This is a genomic window from Streptomyces sp. NPDC059861 (assembly GCF_042731435.1).
Classification (GTDB): Bacteria; Actinomycetota; Actinomycetes; order Streptomycetales; family Streptomycetaceae; genus Streptomyces.
Window position 1 is genome coordinate 80604 of sequence record NZ_JBHWJQ010000002.1, and the last position, 16638, is coordinate 97241.

A 16638-nucleotide genomic window follows, 5' to 3' on the forward strand; every position below is an offset into this window, starting at 1 on the left:
TCGTCGCACCCCTTTCGCAACAGAACCACGCTTGTTTCCCGCCATTTCAACCCCCGAAACACGCCCTTCGATGTGATGTGCGCGACGTTGAACGGACCTGGCCTGACCTTCACGGTCAGGGAGGCGTAGCCTTGATTCCCGCTGTCCATCACCTTGTGAAGCGGAAGAGGGCGGTTGCCGCCGTGTCGCCACAGTCCCCCAGTAACGCATCGAGCATCTCGACCGACGCAGACCAAGCGGGCAAGAATCCCGCTGCCGCGTTCGGTCCGAACGAGTGGCTCGTCGACGAGATCTATCAGCAGTACCTCCAGGACCCGAATTCGGTAGACCGCGCCTGGTGGGACTTCTTCGCCGACTACAAGCCGGGGGCGGCTGCCACCCCGGCGCCGGTGGTCCCCGCGGCCGCGGGGGCCGCGGAGACCACCAGCACGGTTCAGGCGCCCGCCCAGCCCGCTCCGGCGGCCCCGGCCGCACCCGCGGCTCCAGCGCCGAAGCCCGCCGCTGCCGCGCCGGCTCAGGCCCCCGCGCAGCCGAAGGCCCCGGCCCCGGCTCCCGCCCCGGCCGCCGCCAAGCCGCAGCAGCAGAAGGCCAAGGCCGCCGAGCCTGCCGCCGGTGCCCCCGACGGCCCCGAGCTGGTCACGCTGCGCGGGCCGGCCGCCGCCGTCGCGAAGAACATGAACGCCTCGCTGGAGCTGCCGACGGCCACCTCGGTCCGCGCGGTCCCGGTGAAGCTGCTCTTCGACAACCGCATCGTCATCAACAACCACCTGAAGCGCGCCCGGGGCGGGAAGATCTCCTTCACGCACCTGATCGGCTACGCGATGGTGCAGGCCATCAAGGCCATGCCGGCGATGAACTGGTCGTTCGGCGAGAAGGACGGCAAGCCGACCCTCGTCAAGCCGCCGCACGTCAACCTCGGTCTCGCCATCGACCTGGTCAAGCCGAACGGCGACCGCCAGCTGGTCGTCGCGGCGATCAAGAAGGCCGAGACGCTGAACTTCTTCGAGTTCTGGCAGGCCTACGAGGACATCGTCCGCCGCGCCCGCGACGGCAAGCTGACGATGGACGACTTCACCGGCGTGACGGTCTCCCTGACCAACCCCGGTGGCCTCGGCACCGTCCACTCGGTCCCGCGCCTGATGCCCGGCCAGTCGGTGATCATGGGCGTCGGCGCCATGGACTACCCGGCGGAGTTCCAGGGCACCTCCCAGGACACCCTGAACAAGCTCGGCATCTCGAAGGTCATGACGCTCACGTCGACCTACGACCACCGGGTGATCCAGGGCGCCGCCTCCGGCGAGTTCCTCCGCCAGGTCGCGAACCTGCTGCTCGGCGAGAACGGCTTCTACGACGACATCTTCGAGGCGCTGCGCATCCCCTACGAGCCGGTCCGCTGGCTCAAGGACATCGACGCCAGCCACGACGACGACGTCACCAAGGCCGCCCGCGTCTTCGAGCTGATCCACTCCTACCGGGTCCGCGGCCACGTCATGGCCGACACCGACCCGCTGGAGTACCGCCAGCGCAAGCACCCCGACCTGGACATCACCGAGCACGGCCTCACCCTGTGGGACCTGGAGCGCGAGTTCGCGGTCGGCGGCTTCTCCGGCAAGTCCCTGATGAAGCTGCGTGACATCCTCGGCGTGCTGCGCGACTCGTACTGCCGCACCACCGGCATCGAGTTCATGCACATCCAGGACCCCAAGCAGCGCAAGTGGATCCAGGACCGCATCGAGCGCCCGCACACCAAGCCGGAGCGCGAGGAGCAGCTGCGCATCCTGCGCCGCCTGAACGCGGCGGAGGCCTTCGAGACCTTCCTGCAGACGAAGTACGTCGGCCAGAAGCGCTTCTCCCTGGAGGGCGGCGAGTCCGTCATCCCGCTGCTGGACGCGGTCATCGACAGCGCGGCCGAGTCCCGCCTGGACGAGGTCGTCATCGGCATGGCCCACCGCGGCCGCCTGAACGTGCTGGCCAACATCGTCGGCAAGTCCTACGCGCAGATCTTCCGCGAGTTCGAGGGCAACCTCGACCCGAAGTCGATGCACGGCTCCGGCGACGTGAAGTACCACCTGGGCGCCCAGGGCACCTTCACGGGCCTGGACGGCGAGCAGATCACGGTCTCGCTGGCCGCGAACCCCTCGCACCTGGAGGCGGTCGACCCGGTCCTGGAGGGCATCGCCCGCGCCAAGCAGGACATCATCAACAAGGGCGGCACGGACTTCACGGTCCTGCCGGTGGCGATCCACGGCGACGCGGCCTTCGCGGGCCAGGGCGTGGTGGCCGAGACCCTGAACATGTCGCAGCTGCGGGGCTACCGCACCGGCGGCACGGTCCACGTGGTCATCAACAACCAGGTCGGCTTCACCGCGGCGCCCGAGTCCTCGCGCTCCTCGATGTACGCCACCGACGTGGCCCGCATGATCGAGGCCCCGATCTTCCACGTGAACGGCGACGACCCGGAGGCCGTGGTCCGCGTCGCGCGACTGGCCTTCGAGTTCCGCCAGGCGTTCAACAAGGACGTGGTGATCGACCTCATCTGCTACCGCCGCCGCGGTCACAACGAGTCGGACAACCCGGCCTTCACCCAGCCGCTGATGTACGACCTGATCGACAAGAAGCGCTCGGTGCGCAAGCTGTACACCGAGTCCCTCATCGGTCGCGGCGACATCACCCTGGAGGAGGCCGAGCAGGCGCTCCAGGACTACCAGGGCCAGCTGGAGAAGGTCTTCACCGAGGTCCGCGAGGCCACCTCGCAGCCGGCGACGGTGGAGACCCCGGACGCGCAGGCCGAGTTCCCGGTCGCCGTGAACACCTCCGTCTCCTCGGAGATCGTCAAGCGGATCGCCGAGTCCCAGGTCAACATCCCCGACCACATCACCGTCCACCCGCGTCTGCTGCCGCAGCTGCAGCGCCGGGCGTCGATGGTCGAGGACGGCACGATCGACTGGGGCATGGGCGAGACCCTCGCCTTCGGCTCGCTGCTCCTGGAGGGCGTCCCGGTCCGCCTCGCGGGCCAGGACTCCCAGCGCGGCACCTTCGGCCAGCGGCACGCGGTCATCATCGACCGCAGCACCGGCGAGGAGTACACGCCGCTGCAGTACCTGTCGGAGGACCAGGCACGCCTGAACGTCTACAACTCCCTGCTGTCCGAGTACGCGGCGATGGGCTTCGAGTACGGCTACTCGCTGGCCCGCCCCGACGCACTCGTGCTGTGGGAGGCTCAGTTCGGTGACTTCGTCAACGGTGCGCAGACGGTCGTGGACGAGTTCATCTCGTCGGCGGAGCAGAAGTGGGGCCAGACGAGCGGTGTGACGCTGCTCCTCCCCCACGGCTACGAGGGCCAGGGCCCGGACCACTCGTCCGCCCGCCCGGAGCGCTTCCTCCAGCTCTGCGCCCAGAACAACATGACGGTCGCGATGCCCACGTCCCCGTCGAACTACTTCCACCTCCTGCGGTGGCAGGTGCACAACCCGCACCACAAGCCGCTGGTCGTCTTCACGCCGAAGTCGATGCTGCGCCTGAAGGCCGCCGCGTCGAAGGCGGAGGAGTTCACCACGGGCGGCTTCCGCCCGGTCATCGGCGACGCGTCGGTGGACCCGGCCGCGGTGAAGAAGGTCGTCTTCTGCGCGGGCAAGGTCTACTACGACCTGGAGGCCGAGCGGGTCAAGCGCGGCGTCACGGACACGGCGATCATCCGCATCGAGCGGCTGTACCCGCTGCCGGGCGCGGAGCTCCAGGCGGAGATCAAGAAGTACCCGAACGCCGAGAAGTACCTGTGGGCCCAGGAGGAGCCGGCGAACCAGGGTGCCTGGCCGTTCATCGCGCTCAACCTGATCGACCACCTGGACCTGGCGGTCGGCGCGGACGTCCCGCACGGCGAGCGCCTGCGCCGCATCTCGCGGCCGCACGGCTCGTCCCCCGCGGTGGGTTCCGCGAAGCGGCACCAGGCGGAGCAGGAGCAGCTGGTGCGCGAGGTGTTCGAGGCGTGAGCCTCTGAGCGTCGGTGCGTCGGTGCGTCCGCGCATCGGCTCACGGAAGGGCCCGGCCCCGAGTTCCCAGAACTCGGGGCCGGGCCCATCCGGTCACTCCGGCGCCGCTTCGGGGCCCGCGGTACGAAGGCTGCGGCCGAGTCGCTCACCGAGCTGGGCGCGCTGCCGTCGGGCCTCGGCCAGTACGTCGTCCAGGCCCGCCTCCTCGGCGTGCTCGGCGGCGCGCCCGTAGGCCTCGATCGCCCGGTGCAGATGCGTGAGGGTGTCCGTGCGGTGGTGCAGCAGCGCCAGCATGGAGGCGCGCAGCCGCCAGTGGTCCGCGAGGAACGCGGGCTCCTCGGAGCTGCGGAGGGCCTCGCCGATCGTCCACTCGGCCTCGTAGAGGTCGGACAGCACCCGCTTGATGTCGTAACGCCCGTAGTGGGCCCGCCCCAGGCCGGACCAGCGTCCGGCGAGGCCGGAGTGGCCGGGCGGGGTGTCCTGGAGGGCGGTACGCAGTACGGAGACGGCCCGGGCGGCGTCGTCGGCGGACTTTCTCGCCACGCCCCTGTCCATCAGGGCCGTGCCGTACTCGAAGAGCAGGTCGCTGCGGTCGGGGTCGTCGGCGCCCAGCAGCCGTTCGGCCTGCGCCCACGCCTCGACGGCGTGATCCAGCCGGGCTGCGTCACGGGTCCGCCGGTAGGCGGCCCGGTAGAGCCGCGCCGAGCGCGCGTAGCACTCGCGCCGCAGCGCCAGGTCCTCGCCGGCGGCCCGCAGCGCCTGGTCCACGGCGTACAGCGTCTGCCGCTCCCGGCCCTCGTCGTCCGCGGGCCGGGCGAGCTCGGTGGCCGACGCCACCGCCAGCCAGGTCCGGCAGCGCTCCTCGTCCGACAGGACGCGCTTGGTGCGGGCCGCGCCCTGGAAGTCGTCCATGGCGCGCAACGCCAGTTCGGCGGCCCGCTCCGGCAGCGGCCGGGAGGTGCGAACCCGCCCTTCCCCGGCGTACTGGCGCGCCAGGTCCAGCAGCAGCTGCCCCCGTACGATCTGCGCGCGCTCCCGGCTCGGGAACGCCAGCCGTACGTCGGCCGCGTCGACGGCCCGGTGAAGGTGCGTCAGGTACCACTGCTCGGCGTCGCGCGCCCGGTACGGCCCCTGCGCCCCGGGGTGGTCGACGCCCGCCTCCGCGACGGCCCGGCGCACATAGGGAAGCGTCGCCGCGGCGGTCCGCGGGCCGTTGAGTCCGTCGGGGCAGGAGCCAGCGCCCCGCATCGCGAGGGACAGGTCCCGGTCGGCCACGTACAGCAGCACGGCGCGGGCGAACTCCTCGGCCCGGTACCGGCCGTCCGCCGCCCCACGCGCCCAGTCCCGCAGGGCGGCGGGTACGCCCTCGAAGTCGAGGTCGCGGCCGCTCAGTTCACCGGCGAGCGCCCAGCAGACCAGTCCGCGGGTGAGGCTTCCGGAGGCCCCGAAGCGGTCCGGGTCCCTGATCACCTCCCAGGCGTCGCGTAGATCGTCCCCGACCCGCCGCACCCGCCAGCGCACCAGCAGGGCGTTGGCCAGTTCCTCGGCGGCGGACAGCCGCTCCGGGTCCGGTGCCGAGACCTCCAGGGCCTGGTGCAGGTACCGTACGGCGGCGTCGAGGGCGCGGGTGAGGCCCTCCCCCTCGAACCGGCCTATCGCCTCCTTGCCCTTGCCGAGGAGCTCTCCGGCGGTGAGCTCGGGCCGCTTGGGGACCGCCGGGATCCGCGCCCCGAGGTCCCGCAGCACGTCGGCCGAGACCTCGGCGAACGCGCGCAGCCCGGCCGGTTCGTCCTCGACCGGACCGACGGGCGGCCCGGGTACCTGCGGGTCCACCGCGCCCCGCAGGAACGCCCCTGCCAGGGCCGGGAAATTGCGGGCGCTGCGCCCGAACTTCCGGTCCACGTACTCGGAGCAGTGCTTGAACAGGAGCTGGGCCTCTTCCAGGGTCAGCCGGGACCGCAGCTCGCTCGCCACCCCCGGCAGGAGGTCGTAGCGCACGGCACGCGGGTCGTCCGCGTCCTCGCGGCGTCTGAGCAGCCCGCCGAGCAGCACCTCGGACAGCGCCTCGGGGCCGCTGCCGGCGAGCATGGCGTGCTGGACGAGCTGCATGACCGGCAGGTACAGCGGCACCGCCGACAGGTACACGGCGAGGCGGCGGGCCTCCGGGGAGGCGGCCCGCCAGAACACCCGCACGCGGTCGGCGCCGCTGACGTCCTCGGCGGCCCGCACCGGCGCACGGGACTCGGCGTGGTCGGCGTGCACCCAGCCGGCCGCCGTGGCCAGCGACTGCCCCGTGGTGCCCGACACCAGCCGGGCCCAGCCCTCCACCGAGCCCCGGCGCAGCGCCAGCACGGGGACGGGCAGCGCGCCCCGCTCGACGCGCCCCTTGTCCGGCCGGAACTCCAGGGTTCCGGCGGGCCCTTCACGACGGCGCAGCATGCCGCGCCTGGCGGGCAGATGGGTGCGCATCCACATCCGTTGCGGCAACGGCTGGACAACGGCGACGGGCGCGGTCGACGCCCAGCGGTGGAGCAGCCGCTGCATCCGGCCGCTGCGCCACATGGGGCCCGCGCAGTCGCTGAGGACGAGGGTCAGGCGCCGTCCGGTCGGGTCGCTGAGCTGCTCGGGAGCGTGCAGCGGGCGGACGCGCTCGGGTGCGGCGGCGTAGCCGGGGAGGCCGCCGGGGGCCTCGTGCAGGTACTGCACCCGTACTTCGCGGAAGGCACCGGCCCGCTCGCAGACCTGGCGCAGTTCGTCGAGCACCTGCTGCCAGACCACCGTCGAGGTGGAGACGTCCATCAGGAGCAGCAGCCGTGCCTCGCGGCGCCGCTCGGTGCGCAGCACGGGCAGCACGATCCCGGATTCGGCGGCCCGTTCGGCGGTGGCCCGCTCGTCGAGGACGCGCGGCACGGGGCGCACCGGTGCGCGGTAGCGCTGGAGGGGGCGTAACCCGCGTTGCAGGGCGAGGGGTTCGGGCAGGACCGGGGCCGCCGGCACGCTGACGGGCGCCGTCCGGATGCCGGTGGCGTCGCCGCCGTGGCCGGGGGCGAACAGCCGGGCGCCGTCGGGCTGCCGGTCCTGGCCGTCCGCGGTGACCGGGCCGTCCGGGCCCAGCCGCACGGACACCGGGTCGACGCCGTCCACCGGTGCGGGCGCCGCGGCCCGGGGCCCGGTGGCGGCGGGGTCCTGCGGCCGGTCGGGGGCGGGCAGGTGGCGGGCCAGCCACAGGGCGTCCGCGAGCTCCTCCACGCCGGGGGCGACGCCCGCGTGGCGCAGGCGTGCGACCAGCGCCGCGAGCGCGTCGCTCGTGACGCCGGCGGGGACGCCGGGGGCCCGTGGGGACATCGCGCTACCTGGGCCCGCGGTCCAGGGGCTGCATCAGCAGCTCCGCGATCTCCTCGCGCCGTGCCGCGTCCCGGGCGGCGTGCTGGGCCAGGAAGATGGCGTTGAGCAGTTGGTCGGTGGGGCGCAGCGCGCCGTCCGCCTCGGCCTCCGTGAAGTGGTCGACGATGTCGTGGTGGGCCTCGTGGGCGTCCTGGCCGAAGTGGGCCTGGACCAGCGCGGCGAGACGTTCGTCGCGGGGCGCCTTGAGGTCCAGCGGGATGCAGCGGCGCAGCAGCGGGGCGGGGAACTCACGCTCGCGGTTGCTGGTCATGACGACGAACGGGAACGCGCGGCAGCGCACCTGCCCCTCCGTGACCTCGACCTTGCGGCCGTCGTCGGTGAGCACCCGCACCACCGGCGTCCGGTCGGCGATCCGCTCCAGCTCGGGGATCGGGAACCTGCCCTCCTCCAGCACGTTCAGGAGGTCGTTCGGCAGGTCGATGTCGCTCTTGTCCAGCTCGTCGATGAGCAGCACGCGGGGCCGCCCGGCGGCGAGCAGCGCGGTGCCGAGCGGGCCGAGCTTGATGTACCGGCCGATGTCCTCGGACTCCGGTCCGGCGGAACGCCGGCGGCGGACACGCGGCGTGAGGTCCTCGCCGGCCCGTCTGAGCTGGGCGTCCTGGAGCCGGCCGATGGCGTCGTACGTGTAGAGGCCGTCCCGCAGCTCGCTGCGGCTCACGATGGGCCACTCCAGGACCCGGCCCAGTCCGAGCTCGTGGGCGACGGAGTGCGCGAGCGTCGACTTGCCGACGCCGGGTTCGCCGGTGACCAGCAGCGGGCGCCTCAGGTACAGGGCGGCGTTGACCAGTTCGAGGGTGTCGGGGTCCTGGATCGGCAGCGGCGCGGTGACGGCGCCGAGCCTGCGGTGGGTGGCGGAGTCGAGGCCCGGGACGTCGTACGCCACGACCGGGGCGTCGAAGGCCCGCCACGGCGGCGGGTCGGGCAGCCGGTCGATCCTGGCCGGATCCGGGCGCCCGTCTCCCTGGTAGACGAACCACTCGCTCATGCTGCGCTCCTCGTCGACGGTCGGTGGTGGTCCACGTCCTGGCTGACGGGGGCGTCGCGCACCCACGACGGGCCCATCGAAATGTACCCAGATCCGACCTGCGGCACCGATCTTTTCGGCCGCCCGCCACCGGGGCCCGGCGGCCGGCGGCGGCGGGCGGGCGGGGTGCTCACAGGGGCGCGTCCAGGGTCTCGGTCTCCTCGGCGGGGAGCGGGCGCCCCGGGTCGTCGTAGAGCAGCGCGAGCGGTTCGGCCCAGGTGTGGTCGGCGCGGCGCTCGCTGATGTCCTGCCGCAGCTGCCGCAGCCGGTCGGGGAGCTCGGCCAGCGAGCCGAGGCTGCCGAGCAGTTCCTGCGCCTTGGCGTGGAGGGTGTCGCAGTCCTCGGCGCAGGTTCGGGTGACATGGCCGTCGATGTGCCAGAGGGCGACGCCGTGCCCGTTCTCCAGGGCGAGTTTCAGCGCGGTCCGCCCCGGTCCGCGGCCGGCCGGGCGGCACATCACGGGGATGCGGTCGAAGGCCGCCTCCCGGTAGCCGCGGCCCGTGGTCACGACCCCGCGCTGCGGGGTGCGCCAGCAGGCGAAGCGCTGCTGGGCGGTCATGCCCTGCCAGCGGTCGGCCCACAGTTTGTCCGGATCTCCACGGCGTGCGAGGGAGCGCAGTACCACATGGCGGCGCGCGCCGAGGTGTCCGGCGTCGTCGAGCTGTGCGATGTCGTCAAACCGCCAGCGGTGCACCGCGGTGTCGAGGTGCTCGGTGGGCAGGGCCACCTCCAGGGGCACCGGACGGTTCTGCCGGTCCTTGGCCCGCAGCAGGTCGCCCAGCGGTCTGCGCAGCGCCTGGACCAGTTCGCCGGGCAGCCGGCCGTGGACGGAGTCGTCGGTCTGGTAGAGCTCCGGCTCGCCCGTGCCGTCGCCGTCGTCGAGCCAGATCTGCCAGAAGAAGCGGGTGGGCTCCGAGCCGATCACCGGGTCGAGGAGGACGGCGACCGTGGGGCCCTCGCCGGGACCGGGGTAGGGGATCACGATGCGGCCGGTCCGCTCCGCCGGTGCGGCGGACAGCTCGTCCGGGAGCCGCACGTCCCGGACGAAGGCGTGCATCTCGCGGCGCGGGTCCCGGCGCAGCCGCCGCTCGATCCAGGCGTCGAGCGGGGCGCACGGTTCGCCCCGGGACCGCACGTAGGCGTCGACGAACCTCAGGTAGCGCAGGAACGCGAGGGGGTCGAGCGGGTGCGCGCCCTCGTAGAGGAGCCCGTAGCCGTCGCGCCAGGTGCGCAGGTCGGGCGGCGGGCCCGGCCACCTGGTGCCGCTGCGGGCGCGTGTCGCGAGCGCCTCCACGGTGGGCGCGTCGGGGGGCGCGGGCAGCGCGGCCAGCAGGTTCAGCGCCTCCCGGCGGTCCGCCGGCGTCCATCCGGCGCCGCCGTCGGCGCCGGGACCGGACTGCTGGTCGATCCAGTTGTCCCCGCTCTCGGAGACCGGCTCCGTGCCGTGCCACCGGTCGTGCGCGGCGATGACGGTGCGGTAGGTCTCGCCGAACCGGCGCAGCGCCGCGATCGCGACCGCCTTCCCACCGTCCTGCTGTTTGCGCCGCGACTTGACCAGGCCCACGACGGCCCCGGTGGCCGGGTCGAGCAGCGGGCCGCCCGAGACGCCGGCCGGGAAGTCGATGTCGGGCCTGATGATCAGGCCGTACCCGTCCTCGTGGCCGTTGATGTCGGCGTCCACGGCGCGGGCGTGGGTGTGCGGCGGCTCGGGGTAGTAGCCGTACACCTTGACGGGACCGGAGTGCCGTACGGCCCGGTCGGCGAGCCAGACACACTCGTGGGGCTGCTCGTCGGCCTCCCCGAGCAGGCGCACCAGCGCCAGGTCCTCGTCCAGTGGTACGACGGGCCGGTCGGGGTCGGTGAGCAGCCACTCGGCGAGCCGCGCCTCGGCGTCGACGCCCTCGCCCCGCACCCGGAAGGTCAGCTCCCGGTCCGCCCTCAGGTGCTGGCGCACCACATGGGCCGCGGTCAGCACCCAGCCCGGGGCCACGAAGAAACCGCTGCCCCACAGGGGTTTGTCGTCGCCGCCGGCCGGGAGGAGGTGCACGGTGGCGGCCTTGGCCAGGGCGTGCAGGCGTTCGTTCGGCTCGGTCATGCGCCGGTGGGCTCCGGGGCGTGGTCGGCCTGGCGGTCGAGCTGCCAGGTGAGGGTGACCTGGAGCGAGGCCTTGGCCTCTCCCCGGGCGAGGACGGCGACGGCCAGGCCCTCCTTGGCGGTCAGCTCCACGCCGAAGGTGATGGCGGCCTCGGTGGGTCCGGCGGCGCGGGCGGCGTCGAGCACCGTGCCGCCCACGCCGGTGATCAGTTCGTGGAGCTGTTCGACCTTGGCCCGCGCGGTCTCCGCGAAGCCGACGTCCTCCTGGTCGCCGTAGGCGTCCGTGCTCCCGATCCGGGCGGTGACCACCATGCCGTTGGGCAGTTCGATGTCCTGGATGTGACTCATGGCGTTCCCCCGACGAGCTTGCGTTTCCGGTCGGCCGACCACGGCCGGCGCACCGTTGGAGTGCGACGAGGCCAGCCTTCCGTACCGCTCACGGGGGAGGCCGTTAACTCGCCAAGTGACGCATATTCTGAAGGCATGTACTTCACCGACCGAGGCATCGAAGAACTGGAGAAACGGCGCGGCGAGGAGGAGGTCACCTTCGAGTGGCTCGCCGAGCAACTGCGCACGTTCGTCGACCTGAACCCGGACTTCGAGGTGCCGGTGGAGCGCCTGGCCACGTGGCTGGCGCGACTGGACGACGAGGACGAGGAGTAGGGCGGGCCCGCAGTTGGCGGAGTAGGCGGGGGCGCGTAGTACGCGCAGTGGAGGCGGGGGGCGCGTAGTACGCGGAGTGGAGGCGGGGGCGCGTAACCGGCGCGGGTGGAGGTGCCTGTGCTCGGTGCCGGGCGAGACGGTCGTGGTCCGCCGGGCGGGAGGCGTGTGATCGGGGCGGGTCGCCCCCCATGATCCAGCCCGGGTCGTCGTCACCGGCGTCGTCGCCCAGCAGGCGGCCGCCTGATCCCATGCGCACCTCGGGGCGCGATGTCGTGGGGTCACCGGAAAGGGTGTCTTGACTTCCGGCTGCCACGATATATCGTGAATCACGTAAGACGCGATATGGCGTGTCGAGTCTGTCCGTCCTTCCCGCGTGCGGTCAGGCAGGTCGAGGAGGTCAGCACCATGCCCGAATGGTCCGTCGCCGAGCCCAGGAAGCTCACCTTCGACGAGCCCGTGAGCGAGCTCCACGTACGCATCGTGGGGGGAACGGTGAACGTAGTGGGCACCGACGAAGGTTCCGCCCGCCTGGAGATCGGCCGGATCGAGGGACCGCCCCTGATCGTCACCCAGCAGGGCGGCACGCTCACGGTGGCCTACGAGGACCTGCCCTGGAAGGGCTTCCTCAAGTGGCTCGACCGCAAGGGCTGGCGCCGCAGCGCGGAGGTCTCGCTGGCTGTTCCGGCGGGCACGCGCGTGGAGGTCGGCGCCGTCAGCGCCGCCGCCGTGCTCTCCGGGATCGAGGGGCGCGCGGAGGTCAAGGGCATCTCCGGGGACACCACGCTCGTCGGGCTCGCCGGACCGGTCCGCGCGGACACCGTCTCCGGGAGCCTGGAGGCCCAGGCGCTCAGCGGCCATCTGCGCTTCAACTCGGTCTCCGGCGACCTGACCGTGGTCGAGGGCGCGGGCTCCTCCGTCAAGGCCGACTCGGTCAGCGGCTCGATGATCGTCGACCTCGACCCGACCGGCGGCCCGAGCGACATCACCCTGACCAGCGTCTCGGGCGAGATCGCGATCCGGCTTCCGCATCCGGCCGACGCGGAGGTGGAGGCCAACACGGCGAGCGGCGCCGTCTCCAACGCCTTCGAGGACCTGCGGGTCACCGGCCAGTGGGGCGCCAAGCGCATCACCGGCCGCCTCGGCGCGGGCAGCGGCCGGCTGAAGGCCACGACCGTCTCCGGCTCGATCGCGCTGCTGCGCCGCCCGCCCGTGGAGGACGACGGACCTTGGCCCGCCCCGGCGGACGGGCAGCACACCACATCGGGGGACAATTCGGATTCCGGTCCGGGCGAGGACACAGGTCCGTCCAGCGCCCCGGCCGATGGCACGACCGACAAGAAGGTGCTCTGACATGCCCCCCGTCTTCGCTCACGGCCGTCTCCGCCTCTACCTGCTGAAGCTGCTCGACGAGGCCCCGCGACACGGCTACGAGGTGATCCGCCTCCTCGAGGAACGCTTCCAGGGGCTGTACGCCCCCTCGGCGGGCACCGTCTACCCGCGCCTGGCCAAGCTGGAGGCCGAGGGCCTGGTCACCCACACCACCGAGGGCGGCCGCAAGGTGTACGCCATCACGGACGCCGGACGCGCCGAGCTGGCCGACCGCAGCGGTGAACTGGCCGATCTGGAGCTGGAGATCCGTGAGTCGGTGGCGGAACTCGCCGCCGAGATCCGCGCCGACGTGCGGGGCGCGGCGGGTGATCTGCGGCGCGAGATGCGGGCGGCGGCGACCGAGGCCCGCAGGACCGGCACGGTCAACGGCGACGCCGGGGACTTCACCGACCACACCGACAAGGAGGCCTGGCGCGCCGCGAAGGAGGAGATGCGGCGGGTCAAGCAGGAGTGGAAGGAGCAGGCCCGGCGCGCCAAGGACGAGAGCCGCCGGGCCCGCGAGGAGGCCCAGCGGGCGCGGCGTCAGGCCAAGGAGGCGCAGGACCGCGCCCACGAGCAGGCCCAGGAGGAGATGCAGCGCATCGCCCAGAAGGTGCAGAAGCAGGTGCAGGACCACTTCGCGCGGGGGGACTGGCCGACAGGGCTGCGCGAGGGCCTGACGGAACTCGCCAAGGAGTTCGGTGAGTTCGGGAAGGACTTCGGCAAGGAGTTCGGCAAGGACCTCGGCTTCGGGCGCGGCGCAGCGGCCAGGCCGACGCCGGAGTACTCGACGACGCCGGAGGACTTCCCTGCCGACCACGAGCCGGTCTGGGCCCACGAGGACTCCCCCAGCGGCGACCCGGCCCGCGACCTGGACCGCCTCCTCGACCGCTTCCGCGACGACATCCGCGACGCGGCCCGCGACCACGGGGTGACGCAGGACCAGCTCCGGGACGCGCGACGCCATCTGTCGACGGCGGCGGCACACATCGGGGCGTTGCTGCGGGCGCCGAAGGCGTAGGGATCGGCGGCCTGCCGTCCGAGCGCCTCAGGAGCCGTCAGCAGCACTGCCAGAGGAAGCGACCCTCCTTGCCGTCCGGCGAGACGAAGGCGTATCCGATACCGGCATCGCCGAAGTTGACGGAGAAGGGGAGGTCGCAGGAGTCCAGCTGAGCGACGAGTCGCCAGCCCTCGCCGGGCAGTTCCTCGCCCTGGAGCCAGTTCGGCTCGATGCCGGGTCCGCCGAGGAACTGCAACGGCCGCCCGTCGCCGTCCTCCTCCCCGTCGTCGGTCTCGTCGCCCTCGTCACCCTCACCGGCCTCGTCCGTGGAGGGCTGCGGCAAATGGTCGGTGCCCGCGCTCGGCCCGACGGCCCGCCCGTCCACCGTCACGAAGTCGGGGATGCGGCCGTCGGGCTGGATCACGAACGCGTTCTCCCCGGCCTCCGGCTCGTAGGTGCCGTCGATGAACTCGTCCTCGTCGTCCGTCATGAAGAGATAGGCCAGACGCCCGTCGTCCAGGGCGAACTGCCCGAGGAACTCCATCGGTTCGCCGGTCCTGCGCGACAACGGCCACTGCGGTTCCGCCAGCCACACCGGCTGCCCGCCGACCTTCGTCACCGCCCCTCGGACGACGTCCTCCGTCCGCACGAAAGCGATCGGCACCGGCTCGGACACGGTCATGGAAGCTCCTCGGCAGCGAGATGTCCGGGACGCCCGGGAAACGACGTCGACACCGCCCACCGTAGGACCCACCACTGACATTCCGGCATGGGCGCGCCTGGGCCGAGGGAGCGGCCCCGACCGCTCAGCCCGCCTTCGCCTCTCCCCCGCCGCCGATCACCCGTGTCACCGACTCGTGGGTGACGCCGTGGTCGGCGAGCACCTCGGCGGGGACGCCGGGGCCGGTGGTCAGGGCGAGGAGGATGTGCTCGTCGCCGATGGTGCGTTCGCGGCGGGCGACGGCGATGCGCAGGGACTTCACCAGTACGTCCTTGGCGTCCCGGCCGAACGGGCGATGCCCGCCCCACCAGCCCTTTTCCCCGTCCCCGCGCCGGCCCGCCCGGCCGCCGGACATCGCGCCCACGCCGTGCGCCTCCTCCACCCGGGAGACGATCTCCGAGACGTCGATCCCCAGCCCGGCCAGCGCGTCGGCGTCCGCCTGCGACAGCCCCGCACGCCGCCGCGCCTCGTCAAGCGCCCGCACCACGGAGTCCCGGCGCTCGACCAGCCCGAGCGCGGCCAGCGCGAACGAGCCCCGGCCGGCCCCGTGATCGAGCAGGGCGAGCAGCAGGTGCTCCGCGGCGACGGTCTGCGCCCCCACTCGCTCGCAGTGCTCGACGGCGCCCTTCACCACGGCACGGGCGTCCTTCGTGAACCGCTCGAACATCATCGCCTCCCGTACTTCTTGTGCACGGCCTGCCTGCTCACACCGAGTTCCGCGGCGATCTCCTGCCAGGACCAGCCCTGATGGCGCGCACTGCGCACCTGCACGGCCTCCAACTGCTCCAGCAGCTTCCGCAACGCGGCGACGGCACGCAGTCCCACCCGTGGGTCGCGATCACCGGCTCGCTCGGCGAGTTCCGTGGCATCGGTCATGATGTCAACTTAGATTGACAGGCGAGACCCTGTCAACCCAAGTTGACATCAGTGCCGGGTGCCGGGTGCCGGGTGCCGGGTGCCGGCCGGCGACCGGCGGAACCTCAGCCGTTGGTGAGCACGACCTTCCCGAACTGCTCGCCCGACTCCAGCCGTTCGAAGCCCTCGCGGGCGCGCTCCATCGGCAGCACCTCGTCGATGACGGGGCGGACGCCGGTGGCGGCGCAGAAGGACAGCAGGTCCTCCAGCTCGTCCTTGGTGCCCATCGTGGAACCGACGACCTTCAGCTCCAGGAAGAAGATCCGGGTCAGTTCGGCGTGGGAGGGGCGGTCACCGCTCGTGGCACCGGAGATGACGAGCGTGCCGCCGGGGCGCAGCGACTTCACCGAGTGCGACCAGGTGGCGGCGCCGACCGTCTCGATCACGGCGTCCACGCGCTGCGGCAGCCGCGCACCCGACTCCAGCGCCTCCACGGCACCGAGTTCCAGGGCGCGCTTGCGCTTGGCCTCGTCCCGGCTGGTCGCGAAGACCCGCAGCCCCGCTGCCTTGCCGAGCGCGATCGCGGCCGTGGCGACACCACCGCCGGCGCCCTGCACGAGGACCGAGTCACCGGGGCGTACACCGGCGTTGGTGAACAGCATCCGGTACGCCGTCAGCCAGGCGGTCGGCAGACAGGCGGCCTCCTCGAAGGACAGCTCCTTGGGCTTGGGCAGGACGTTCCAGGTGGGTACGGCGACCTGTTCGGCGAACGTGCCCTGGTAACGCTCGGTGAGGATGGAACGGGGTTCCTTCGGGCCGACCCCGTGTCCCGTCTGGCCGACGACGGAGTGCAGGACGACCTCGTTGCCGTCCTCGTCGACGCCGGCGGCGTCACAGCCGAGGATCATCGGCAGCTTGTCCTCGGCGAGGCCCACGCCGCGCAGGGACCAGAGGTCGTGATGGTTGAGGGAGGCGGCCCTGACGTCGACGACACTCCAGCCGGGCCTGGCCTCGGGGGCGGGGCGCTCCCCCAACTCCAGGCCGTCGAGCGGCTGGTCGCGGTCGATTCGGGCGGCGTAGACAGCGAACATGGGGCCGACGATAGGCTCCACCCCCGCCCGGACGGAACCACACACCCCTGTGACACATACCCACTTGCCAGGACCACCCCGTACGGCCGCCTCTAACACCCCGGCCCGGAATCCGTGCCCACGGCTCCGCCGCGCCCCTCCCCGCAACCCCACGCCGGGGACTGCACCACCGCGCGCCCGTCCCCCACACCACCACGGCCCGCACGAACGCCCCCCCCACCCGGCCACGGGACCCAACGTCCACACCCACACCCACACCCGGTCCCCACCGGACCCCGCGCCCGCACTCAAACCCGCACCCGACCCCCACCGGACCCCACCCGCACCCAAAGCCGGCACCCGGCCCGCACCCGACCCCCACCGGACCCCACACCCACACCGGACCCCACCCGCACCCACACCCACACCCGGACCCACACCGGACCCCA

The 16638-nt window shown here is 72.7% G+C and carries 12 protein-coding genes; 4 read left to right on the forward strand and 8 right to left on the reverse strand.

The window, feature by feature from the left end; translation table 11 throughout:
* The first annotated feature begins 182 nt into the window (after window positions 1-182).
* Entirely contained in the window at window positions 183-3989 is a 3807-nt protein-coding gene (locus tag ACFV6X_RS02455) for a multifunctional oxoglutarate decarboxylase/oxoglutarate dehydrogenase thiamine pyrophosphate-binding subunit/dihydrolipoyllysine-residue succinyltransferase subunit (RefSeq protein WP_385376469.1), read from the forward strand.
* A 93-nt stretch (window positions 3990-4082) separates the two neighbouring features.
* Here ACFV6X_RS02455 and ACFV6X_RS02460 read toward each other — a convergent pair whose 3' ends face one another.
* From ACFV6X_RS02460 to ACFV6X_RS02475, 4 genes are all read right to left on the reverse strand, one after another.
* Window positions 4083-7334 (reverse strand): SAV_2336 N-terminal domain-related protein, encoded by a 3252-nt coding sequence (locus ACFV6X_RS02460; protein ID WP_385376472.1) that lies wholly within the window; start codon window positions 7332-7334, stop codon window positions 4083-4085.
* A gap of 4 nt (window positions 7335-7338) precedes the next feature.
* Window positions 7339-8379: an AAA family ATPase gene (locus tag ACFV6X_RS02465; RefSeq protein WP_385376475.1), complete on the reverse strand. Its 1041-nt coding sequence runs from the start codon at window positions 8377-8379 to the stop codon at window positions 7339-7341.
* Window positions 8380-8548: 169 nt separating this feature from the next.
* Window positions 8549-10513, reverse strand: a complete 1965-nt coding sequence (locus ACFV6X_RS02470) for a trypsin-like peptidase domain-containing protein (RefSeq protein WP_385376478.1) — start codon at window positions 10511-10513, stop codon at window positions 8549-8551.
* Window positions 10510-10860: a CU044_2847 family protein gene (locus ACFV6X_RS02475; protein WP_385376481.1), complete on the reverse strand. Its 351-nt coding sequence runs from the start codon at window positions 10858-10860 to the stop codon at window positions 10510-10512. Before ACFV6X_RS02475 ends, ACFV6X_RS02470 begins: the two co-directional genes overlap by 4 nt.
* A 135-nt stretch (window positions 10861-10995) precedes the next feature.
* Here ACFV6X_RS02475 and ACFV6X_RS02480 point away from each other — a divergent pair, with 135 nt between their 5' ends.
* The 3 genes from ACFV6X_RS02480 to ACFV6X_RS02490 all read left to right on the forward strand — a co-directional run bounded on the left by ACFV6X_RS02480 (window position 10996) and on the right by ACFV6X_RS02490 (window position 13564).
* Window positions 10996-11175 (forward strand): DUF6104 family protein, encoded by a 180-nt coding sequence (locus tag ACFV6X_RS02480; protein WP_023586593.1) that lies wholly within the window; start codon window positions 10996-10998, stop codon window positions 11173-11175.
* 405 nt (window positions 11176-11580) lie between these two features.
* Entirely contained in the window at window positions 11581-12525 is a 945-nt protein-coding gene (locus ACFV6X_RS02485) for a DUF4097 domain-containing protein (RefSeq protein ID WP_385376484.1), read from the forward strand.
* 1 nt (window position 12526) lies between these two features.
* Complete coding sequence (locus ACFV6X_RS02490) at window positions 12527-13564, forward strand: helix-turn-helix transcriptional regulator (RefSeq protein ID WP_385376487.1); 1038 nt, start codon at window positions 12527-12529, stop codon at window positions 13562-13564.
* Between the two features lie 37 nt (window positions 13565-13601).
* Here ACFV6X_RS02490 and ACFV6X_RS02495 read toward each other — a convergent pair whose 3' ends face one another.
* From ACFV6X_RS02495 to ACFV6X_RS02510, 4 genes are all read right to left on the reverse strand, one after another.
* A complete protein-coding gene (locus tag ACFV6X_RS02495) occupies window positions 13602-14225 on the reverse strand; it encodes a hypothetical protein (protein ID WP_385376490.1) in 624 nt (207 codons plus the stop codon).
* Window positions 14226-14349: 124 nt separating this feature from the next.
* The gene (locus ACFV6X_RS02500) at window positions 14350-14931 is read right to left on the reverse strand and encodes a Clp protease N-terminal domain-containing protein (protein WP_385376883.1); all 582 of its coding nucleotides are present in this window, start codon (window positions 14929-14931) and stop codon (window positions 14350-14352) included.
* Entirely contained in the window at window positions 14931-15140 is a 210-nt protein-coding gene (locus ACFV6X_RS02505) for a helix-turn-helix domain-containing protein (RefSeq protein ID WP_365447533.1), read from the reverse strand. The genes ACFV6X_RS02500 and ACFV6X_RS02505 overlap by 1 nt, the downstream gene beginning before the upstream one ends.
* A gap of 104 nt (window positions 15141-15244) precedes the next feature.
* Window positions 15245-16210: a zinc-binding dehydrogenase gene (locus tag ACFV6X_RS02510; protein ID WP_385376493.1), complete on the reverse strand. Its 966-nt coding sequence runs from the start codon at window positions 16208-16210 to the stop codon at window positions 15245-15247.
* Between the last annotated feature and the right edge of the window lie 428 nt (window positions 16211-16638).

Coding starts and splice junctions, on each gene's coding strand:
- ACFV6X_RS02460 (WP_385376472.1), bottom strand. CDS start 7,334: ATGTCCCCACGGGCCCCCGGCGTCCCCGCCGGCGTCACGAGCGACGCG.
- ACFV6X_RS02465 (WP_385376475.1), bottom strand. CDS start 8,379: ATGAGCGAGTGGTTCGTCTACCAGGGAGACGGGCGCCCGGATCCGGCC.
- ACFV6X_RS02470 (WP_385376478.1), bottom strand. CDS start 10,513: ATGACCGAGCCGAACGAACGCCTGCACGCCCTGGCCAAGGCCGCCACC.
- ACFV6X_RS02475 (WP_385376481.1), bottom strand. CDS start 10,860: ATGAGTCACATCCAGGACATCGAACTGCCCAACGGCATGGTGGTCACC.
- ACFV6X_RS02480 (WP_023586593.1), top strand. CDS start 10,996: ATGTACTTCACCGACCGAGGCATCGAAGAACTGGAGAAACGGCGCGGC.
- ACFV6X_RS02485 (WP_385376484.1), top strand. CDS start 11,581: ATGCCCGAATGGTCCGTCGCCGAGCCCAGGAAGCTCACCTTCGACGAG.
- ACFV6X_RS02490 (WP_385376487.1), top strand. CDS start 12,527: ATGCCCCCCGTCTTCGCTCACGGCCGTCTCCGCCTCTACCTGCTGAAG.
- ACFV6X_RS02495 (WP_385376490.1), bottom strand. CDS start 14,225: ATGACCGTGTCCGAGCCGGTGCCGATCGCTTTCGTGCGGACGGAGGAC.
- ACFV6X_RS02500 (WP_385376883.1), bottom strand. CDS start 14,931: ATGTTCGAGCGGTTCACGAAGGACGCCCGTGCCGTGGTGAAGGGCGCC.
- ACFV6X_RS02505 (WP_365447533.1), bottom strand. CDS start 15,140: ATGACCGATGCCACGGAACTCGCCGAGCGAGCCGGTGATCGCGACCCA.
- ACFV6X_RS02510 (WP_385376493.1), bottom strand. CDS start 16,210: ATGTTCGCTGTCTACGCCGCCCGAATCGACCGCGACCAGCCGCTCGAC.